Origin of the sequence: Streptomyces sp. NPDC059456, assembly GCF_042750055.1 — a bacterium.
Taxonomy (GTDB): domain Bacteria; phylum Actinomycetota; class Actinomycetes; order Streptomycetales; family Streptomycetaceae; genus Streptomyces.
The window spans coordinates 1-8,135 of record NZ_JBHYVA010000373.1; the positions used below are offsets into that span (position 1 = coordinate 1).

Annotated in this window: 6 protein-coding genes and 1 pseudogene; 3 read left to right on the forward strand and 4 right to left on the reverse strand. The window is 73.7% G+C overall.

Annotation, left to right across the window (positions count from 1 at the left end; genetic code table 11):
* Positions 1-155: 155 nt before the first annotated feature.
* The gene (locus tag ACFXA3_RS27130; protein WP_385190975.1) at positions 156-1,178 is read right to left on the reverse strand and encodes an agmatine/peptidylarginine deiminase; all 1,023 of its coding nucleotides are present in this window, start codon (positions 1,176-1,178) and stop codon (positions 156-158) included.
* A gap of 276 nt (positions 1,179-1,454) precedes the next feature.
* Here ACFXA3_RS27130 and ACFXA3_RS27135 point away from each other — a divergent pair, with 276 nt between their 5' ends.
* Positions 1,455-2,027 (forward strand): TetR/AcrR family transcriptional regulator, encoded by a 573-nt coding sequence (locus ACFXA3_RS27135; RefSeq protein ID WP_385190976.1) that lies wholly within the window; start codon positions 1,455-1,457, stop codon positions 2,025-2,027.
* Here ACFXA3_RS27135 and ACFXA3_RS27140 read toward each other — a convergent pair.
* From ACFXA3_RS27140 to ACFXA3_RS27150, 3 genes and pseudogenes are all read right to left on the reverse strand, one after another.
* Positions 2,024-3,073, reverse strand: a pseudogene (locus tag ACFXA3_RS27140) (amidohydrolase family protein); the annotation flags it as partial. The gene ACFXA3_RS27135 and the pseudogene ACFXA3_RS27140 sit on opposite strands and share 4 nt — an antisense overlap.
* Before the next feature lie 83 nt (positions 3,074-3,156).
* Positions 3,157-4,323, reverse strand: a complete 1,167-nt coding sequence (locus ACFXA3_RS27145; protein WP_385190977.1) for an agmatine/peptidylarginine deiminase — start codon at positions 4,321-4,323, stop codon at positions 3,157-3,159.
* 108 nt (positions 4,324-4,431) lie between these two features.
* Positions 4,432-4,995: a TetR/AcrR family transcriptional regulator gene (locus ACFXA3_RS27150; RefSeq protein ID WP_385190978.1), complete on the reverse strand. Its 564-nt coding sequence runs from the start codon at positions 4,993-4,995 to the stop codon at positions 4,432-4,434.
* A gap of 154 nt (positions 4,996-5,149) precedes the next feature.
* Here ACFXA3_RS27150 and ACFXA3_RS27155 point away from each other — a divergent pair, with 154 nt between their 5' ends.
* Together ACFXA3_RS27155 and ACFXA3_RS27160 are read left to right on the forward strand one after the other, a co-directional pair.
* Positions 5,150-6,844, forward strand: a complete 1,695-nt coding sequence (locus tag ACFXA3_RS27155) for a serine/threonine-protein kinase (RefSeq protein ID WP_385190980.1) — start codon at positions 5,150-5,152, stop codon at positions 6,842-6,844.
* Between the two features lie 48 nt (positions 6,845-6,892).
* Positions 6,893-8,068, forward strand: coding sequence for an agmatine deiminase family protein (locus ACFXA3_RS27160; protein WP_385190981.1), 1,176 nt, complete (start codon positions 6,893-6,895; stop codon positions 8,066-8,068).
* The last annotated feature ends 67 nt before the right edge of the window (positions 8,069-8,135 follow it).

Genomic DNA, 8,135 nt, shown 5'->3' on the forward strand with positions numbered 1-8,135 from the left:
TTTCCCCGGGGCGCCCCGGGGGGCCGATCTGGTCGGGGGGGGCCGGGTGCTGGCGGACCCCATCCCGCCCGCGGCGTTCCCCGCGACGGCCGGGAGGGTGCGGCGGCGCCCGGTCCGGTGGGGGGATCTCGGCATCGGTGCTCTCTCTTCCATGCTCAGCGGGAGGTGGCGCCGGGCGCCGGGCTCGGCACCTGCTGGGTGATGCAGTGGACGCCGCCGCCCCCGTACGCGATCACGCGTGAGCGGACGCCGACGACCTTGCGGCCCGGCAGTGCGGACGCGATGACGGCGAGCGCCTCCTCGTCCCCGGGGAGGCCGGCGACGGGGACGACGACCCCGCCGTTGGCGATGTAGAAGTTCAGGTAGCCGACCTCGGTCTCCCGGCCGGCCACCTCGACGAACGCGCTCTGCGGCAGGTCGACGATCTCCAGACGGCGCCCCGCGGCGTCGGTGGCCGCCTCCAGCACGGCGCGGTTCACGCGCATCCGCTCGTGGTCGGGGTGCTCCGGATCGCCCGGGAGCTGCACGATCACCTTGCCCGGGGCGACGAACGCGCAGACCCCGTCCACGTGCCCGTCGGTCTCGGTGTCCAGCAGACCGCCGTACGGGAGCCAGATCACCTTGGTGACCCCGAGCCGGGCGATCAGCTCCGCCTCGATCTCCTCCCTGCTCATCCCGGGGTTGCGGTTGGGGTTGAGCAGGCACTGTTCGGTGGTGATCAGGGTGCCCTCGCCGTCGACGGTGATCGCGCCGCCTTCGAGGACCATCGGGGAGGCGACGCGCTCCACGCCGAGGTGCTCCAGCAGCGCCGCCGCCACCTTGTCGTCGGTGTCGTACGGGTGGTGCTTGCCGCCCCAGGCGTTGAACCGGAAGTCGACCCCCGCGCGCCGCCCGTCGGGCCCGAGCACGATGAGCGGCCCGGAGTCGCGGAACCAGGAGTCGTCCAGGGGCAGTTCGAGGACGGTGACGTCCTCGCCGCACCGCTCGCGGGCCTCGGCCCCGGCCCCCGGCAGCGCCACCATGGTCACCGGCTCGAACTGCGCGACCGCCTGGGCGACCTGCGCGTACTCCGACTTCACCTCGTCGAAGACCTCACCCCACAGTTCCTGCCGCGTCGGCCACGCCATCAGGCAGCCCTCGTGCTCGGTCCACTCGGCCGGCATCCGCAAATCCGTCATGGTCACTCCTGTGTGTGAAGGCGGTGGGGAGGGGGGGCGTGTGCCCCGCATCCTCCTCCGTACTGAAAATTCAGTCAATGGTTCTGGCTAAGTGGTTGCTGAATCGGCCAGGCGAGCGCCTTGCGAGGGGCGTCGCAGGTACTGCATCGACCCGGCGGGCCGCGGAGTCACGTCTTTGACCAGTGGCTATGGCGGTCTCGCTGAGCCAGCGGTGCACCTGATTGTTTGATCAGGAAATGGCCCTGGTGACGGGCTCGGCGGGTAGAGTGACTGCTCGTGTCAGACCGTCGAACGGAAATACTCAGGGCCGCCACGCGAGTGATCGCGCGTCGTGGCGTGCGCGGACTGCGCGTGGGAGAACTCGCCACCGAGGCGGGCGTGTCCACCTCGCTGATCTACTACCACTTCACCGATCGCGCGGGCATCCTCCGCCGGACCCTGGAGTTCATCAGCGACCGCGCCGACCGCTACACCGCTGAGCGCGAGCCGGGACGGGACGCCGTCGACCCGCGGGCCGAGCTGGAGCAGGTGCTGCTCCTCGAACTCCAGGACACCCCGGAGGTGCGGGAGAACAGCACCGCGTGGGGCGAGCTCAGGGCGAGCGCCGTGTTCGACGCCGATCTGCGGGAGGACCTGGCCAAGGCCACGCACACCTGGGTGCACGAGATCGCCGACCTCCTCGCGCACGCCCGGCCCCTGGGCACGGCCCCGGCACACGCGGCCGCGGCCGAGCGGCTGACGGCCCTCCTCGAAGGCCTCAGCGTCCGCTGGCTCAGCGGCTCGCTGCCGCTGGACCACGCACGCCGGCTTCTCCTGGAAGCCGTCGCGGTGGAACTGGACCGGGCCTAGAGGAAGCAGAGGCGGCCGAGCGAGACCTCGTCGGCGCGCGCGGAGACGAGGGGCTCGCCGTCCAGCGAAACCAGGCCCGTGCCGGGGTGCACGTCGACCGCGCCGGTCCGGGCATTGCGCAGCATGTTCCCCGGCCCGACGCCCCGCGTCCCGCGGACCGCCACGCGGCGCCGGCGCGTCGGCATCCGGTCGCCGACGCTGACGACGGCCTCCGCGACGAAGGCGACGGAGATGTCGGCGGCGGTGGCCCCGTACGAGCCGAACTGCGGTCCGAGGACCAGCGGTTCGCCCCGGTCGGTGGAGGCGTTCGGATCGCCGGTGACCCCGTACGCGGGGAAGCCGGCCTTGAGGACCGGCTGCGGTTTCGCGCCGAAGTACTGCGGCCACCACAACACGATGTCCGCGAGCTTGCCGACCTCGGTCGACCGACCTCGTGCGCGAACCCGTGGACGATGGCCGGGCTGATGGTCAGTTTGGCCATGTAGCGCAGGACGCGCTCGTTGTCGTCACCGCCCGCCTCCGTCCCGTGCGAGCCCGCACCGTCGAGGGGGCCGAGCCCGGCCTTCATCTTCCCGGCCATCGCGAACGTGCGGCGCACCGTCTCGCCGGCGCGGCCCATGCCCTGGGCGTCGGAGGAGGTGATCCCGATGACCCCGAGGTCGTGCAGGACGTCCCCGGCGCCCATCGTCCCGGCCGAAGGGCAGGGTGGGGTTGGTGGAGGAGCCGATGACGTCGGGCACGCCGGCCATCTTGAGCACGTTGGGGACGTGTCCGCCGCCGCAGCCCTCGATGTGGAAGGCGTGGATGGTGCGGCCGTCCAGGACGCGCAGGGTGTCCTCGACGGACAGGCACTCCTTCAACCCGTCCGCGTGCAGGGCCACTTGGGCCTCGTGCTCCTCCGCGACGCGCAGGGCGGTGTCCAAGGCGCGGGTGTGCGCGCCCATGTCCTCGTGGACCTTGAAGCCGGACGCGCCGCCCTCGGCCGGCGCCTCCACGAGCGGAGCGGGGTCGGAGGACGAACCGCGCTCCAGGAAGCCGATGTTGACGCAGCCGGTCCCGCTCGGTCGGTGTCAGTCGCATACTGCCTCGTCTGGAAGGGCTCGGGGATACGGCGGACCGGAGCCGGGTCCTACGGGAGCGGCTCGTGCATCGTGGAGCAGTGGATCCCGCCGCCGCCCGCCATCAGCCGGTCGACGTCGATCTGCACGACCGCCCGCCCGGGAAAGGCCTCCGCCAGGGCGCGCCGGGCGGCCGCGTCCTTCACCGAATCCCCGAACTGGGCGCTGATGACCGCCCCGTTGACCACGTGGAAGTTGAGGTAGGAGTCGACGAACTGGGAGTCCTTCGACCGGACCGTGTCGGGACCCTCCACCCGGATCACGCTCAGCCGCCGCCCCCGGGCGTCCGTGGCCCGGGAGAGGACCGACAACTGCTCGCGGGCGTCACGGGCCCAGACGTCGTCGCGGTCCGCGGGCGGGACCTGCACCATCACCACGCCCGGGCGCACGAAGCGCGAGGTCACGTCGATGTGGTCGTCCGTGATGTCCTTGCCCTTGATGCCGGGAACCCAGATCATCTTGTCCGCGCCGTACGCGTGCAGGACGGCGTCCTCGATCTCGGCCCTGCTCATGCCCGGGTTGCGGTTCTTGTTGACCAGGCTGCTCTCCGTGGCCATCACGGTGCCGTCGCCGTCGGTCTCGACCGCCCCGCCCTCGCCCGTGAAGTCCGTCCGGACGAAGGGCAGCCGGAGGTCGTCCGCGACGAGCCGGGCGACGTCGGCGTCGTACGCATGGGTCTGCTTGCCGCCCCACCCGTTGAAGTTGAGGCCCAGGGCATCGAGGCCACCGCGGCCGTCACGGCGGAAGACCGGCGCGATGTCCCGCATCCAGAGGTCGTCCGTGGGGATTGAGTCGAGCACCGTGACCCCCGGCCCGCACAGGGACCGGGCCGCGGCGGCGGTGGAGGAGTCCGGCGCGCACAGGACCACCGGCTCGTAGCGTGCGACGGTCCGGGCGATCAGGGCGATGTCCTCCTGCACTCCGGCGAGGCGTCGGCCGCCCCAGACGGAGGTGCGGGACGGCCAGGACATCCACGTGCGCGCATGCGGAACGTCGTCCCGGTCCACCCAGCGGCCCGGCAGGGCGGCACTCGCCCGCTGCGGGGCGGCCACGACGGATCCGAGCGCCACGCCCGCGGCTCCGAGCCCCGCGGCGCCGAGGACGCGCCGGCGGGAGGGCTGGGGGGAGCCGAACAGGCGGCCTAGGAGGGAGCGGTTGTCTTCGTGGGAGGTGCTCATGGCCCGACTCTGTCTCTGACTGAAAATTCAGTCAAGACGTGAGGTGAACAGAAGCCCCTCCCGCAGGAGGGGCCGGGGGAGGGGCCGGGGGAAGTCAGGCCGGGGCGGTCACCGGTCCGGCTGTGCCAGATGCCGGAGCTCGGCCGCGATGGCCGTGGTCGTCAGTTCGCGTGCGTGCGCCAGCGGCAGGCTGCCGCTCAGCCAGCGCGAGCTCAGCCCCTCGACCAGGGCCGTCAGGCGCTCGGCGGCGCCGGCGAGCGCCGCGGCCCCCGCCATCGGCCGGACGCGGCCCAGCAGCTCGCCCACTTCCTGCACCCAGACGAGCGTCGCGCGGGCCAGGTCCTCCCGCAGGTCGGCGTCGAAGACCGCGGTCGCCCGCAGCTCGCCCCAGGCCGTGCTGTTCTCCCGCACCGCCGGGTCGTCCTGGAATTCGAGCAGGAGGGTCTCCTCCAGCTCGCCCCGGGCGTCGAGCGGGGGAGCGTCGGGCCCCCGCTCCGTGGTGTACCGTCCCGCGCGGTCGTTGATGAACTCCAGGGTCGCGCGCAGGATCCCGGCGCGGTCCTTGAAGTGGTAATAGATCAACGCCGTGGACACGCCCGCCTCCGCGGCGAGTTCCTCCACGCGCAGGCCGCGCACGCCGCGACGGGCGATGACCCGCGCGGCCCCTTCCATGATTGCTGTTCGACGGTCCGCCACAAGGCGACACCCTACCGGGGCGCCCGGGACGCATACGACCGTCCTCCTGACTGAAATTACAGTCGGATAGGATCCGAGGCCGTTCGGGCGACCGCACAGCCGCCGATCCGCCCTCGTCGCCGGGAGAGCCATGACGACACGACACCCGGGTGCCGCCCCGCACCCCCACCGCACGCCCCCCGCCGCCGACGATCCGCTCGAGGTGGGCGGCTACCGCGTCGTGGCACGGCTCGGCGCCGGAGGGATGGGCCGGGTCTACCTCGCCCACACCCCCGGCGGCCGCCCGGTGGCGCTGAAGGTGGTCCGGCCCGAGCTCGCCGGCGATCCCGAGTTCCGCCGCAGATTCGCGCAGGAGGTCGCCAGCGCGCAGCGCATCCACGGGCTGTACACCGCCCAGGTCGTCGACTCGGGGGCCGGCGATCCCACGCCGTGGCTGGCCACCGCCTATGTCCCCGGCCCCTCGCTCCAGCAGGCGGTGCACGCGTACGGCCCGCTGCCCGTGCGCACCGTGCTCCTCCTCGTCGCCGGCATCGCCGAGGCCCTCCAGGAGATCCACCGGGCGGGCGTGGTCCACCGCGACCTGAAGCCCGCCAACGTCCTGATCGCCCCCGACGGGCCGCGCGTCATCGACTTCGGCATCGCGCGGGCCGCGGACGCCGGTGCGCTGACCGGCACCGGGCTGCGCGTGGGCACGCCCGCCTTCATGGCCCCCGAACAGGCGCTGGGCCGCCCGGCGGGCCCGGCCACCGACGTCTTCGCCCTGGGTGCGCTCGCCGCCTACGTGGCCGGGGGCGTGCCGCCCTTCGGTACGGGCCCCGAGCCCACCGCGCTGTACCGGGTGGTGCACGAGGAGGCGGACCTGGGTGCGGTCCCGGCCGGCCTGCAGCCCCTGCTGTGGCACTGCCTGGCCAAGGACCCGGCGCACCGGCCGAGCACCGCCCAGGTGATCGAGGCCGTACGCAGCCACCCCGCGGTCGGCGGGGAGCTGCGCTTCACCGGCGACTGGCTGCCGCACCCGGTCACCACCGAGCTCCGCCGCCGTGCCGACCTGCCGGTGCCGCCCGGTGGCGCTCCGGCCGCCGCGGCCGCCGGCGACGCCACCGCCCTCGGCGCCACCGCCTTCGGTGCGGCGCGGACCGAGGCCGCCCCGAACGTGCCTCCGGCCCCCGGGCGGGCTCCGGCCGAGGCCCCGCAGCCCCCGGCGGCGCAGGACCGGCCGCCGCGCGGCCGCGGCCGGGGACGTGTGGCGGCGTCCCGGCGCGGCCGCGGCCGTACGGCGGTGGTGGCGGGCGCCGCCCTGCTGCTGGGCGCCGCCGGGGCCTACGCCCTGCTCGACCCCGGCTTCGACGGCGGGGAGGACGAGGAGGCCGCCGGTCCGGCCGGAGCCGTCGCCGGGGCACCCGCACCGACGCCCGCCGCCACTGCCGCGCCCACCACGCCCACCGCCGGGGCCGGGTACGCCGTGGTCCGCACCGGCACCGAACTCACCTCCCCGGACGAGAGCTACGAGTTCGACGTCAAGGCGGGCCGGGTCGTGCCGCAGGAGACCGTCGCCTGGTACGTCGGCCGCGACGCCGCCGGGTTCCACGTGCCCGAGAGCAGTGACGCGTACGTCCTGCAGCCCGGTCGAAAGGGGCTCGCCGACTGTCTCGGGGGCATCGAGAGCCGGCCGGTGACGGAGCTGCCCTTCACCACGCTGCGCGCCGGCCGGGCCTTCTGCGTACGGGCCGGCGACGGCCGGGACGTGGGGGTCGTGACCGTGCTCACGGCGGACCCCGGCGACGGCCCGGTGACGGTCTCGGTGGACTACTACCGCCGCGGATGACCCGCGCGTCGGATTGACTGAATATTCAGTCAGTGTCACAGTGGAATCATGACCTCCCCTTCTCCCGTGTCCCGTCGTACCGCCCTGCGCGCCTTCGCCGGCATCGGCGGCGCGCTCGCGCTCGGAGCCGCCGCCTGCGCCCCGGCCGATTCCGGCGACCCCGGGGCCGATGCCCCGACCACCCCCGGGACGGGATCCACCCCGGCCGCGGGGCGCAGGTTCCCCGCCGAATGGGAGAGCCACGCGCGGACGTTCATGTCCTGGCCCGCCCTGGACCGGGTCTGGTACGAGCAGCTGCCCGCGGTCCGGGAGGACATCGCGCGCGTGGCCCGCGCCGTGGCCGCGTACGAACCCGTCGTGATGCTCGCCCGGCCCGACCAGCAGGCGGCGGCGCAGCAGGCGTGCGGCTCGGACGTCGAGGTGATCGCGGTACCGGTGGACGACCTCTGGGCGCGGGACACCGTGCCGGTGTTCGTCGAGGAACCCGGCAGGCTGCTCGGCATCGACTTCAACTTCAGCGGCTGGGGCAACAAGCAGGAGCACCGCAACGACGCCCAGGTCGGCCGGGTGCTCCTCGCCAAGTACGGGATCGCGCGCGAGCAGGCCCCGCTGGTCGCCGAAGGCGGCTCCTTCGAGAACGACGGCCAGGGCACCCTGCTGGTCACCGAGAGCTCGGTGGTCAACAAGAACCGCAACCCCGGCAAGAGCCGGGACCGGATCGAGGCCGAGCTCAAGAGCACCCTCGGCGTCAAGAAGGTGATCTGGCTCGCCGGCGTCCGCGGCCAGGACATCACCGACGCGCACGTCGACAGCCTCGTCCGGTTCACCGCGCCGGGCGTCGTCCTCCTGGACCAGGCGTTCCCCGGCACCCCGCCCGACGTGTGGTCGCGCGCGGCCGACCAGGCGCGGACGGTGTTCAAGGACGCGACCGACGCGCAGGGCAAGCGGCTGGAGGTCATCGACCTCCCCCAGCCCGACCTCGACAGGATCACCGGCCGCGGGGACGCGTTCGTGTCCACCTACGCGAACTTCTACGTCGCCAACGGAGCCGTCTTCATGCCCCGCTTCGGGGACGCCAAGGCCGACGACCGGGCGAAGGGCATCCTCCAGGAGCACTTCCCCCGGCGCGACATCGTGCCCGTGAAGATCGACACCATCGCCTCCGGCGGTGGCGGCATCCACTGCTCCACGCACGACCAGCCCGGCAGGCCGGCGGCCGGATAGGCGTACCACCCGGGGCCGGCCGCTGCGCCCGGCCCGGCGCATACCTCCGCTCCGGCCCGCCGTGCCC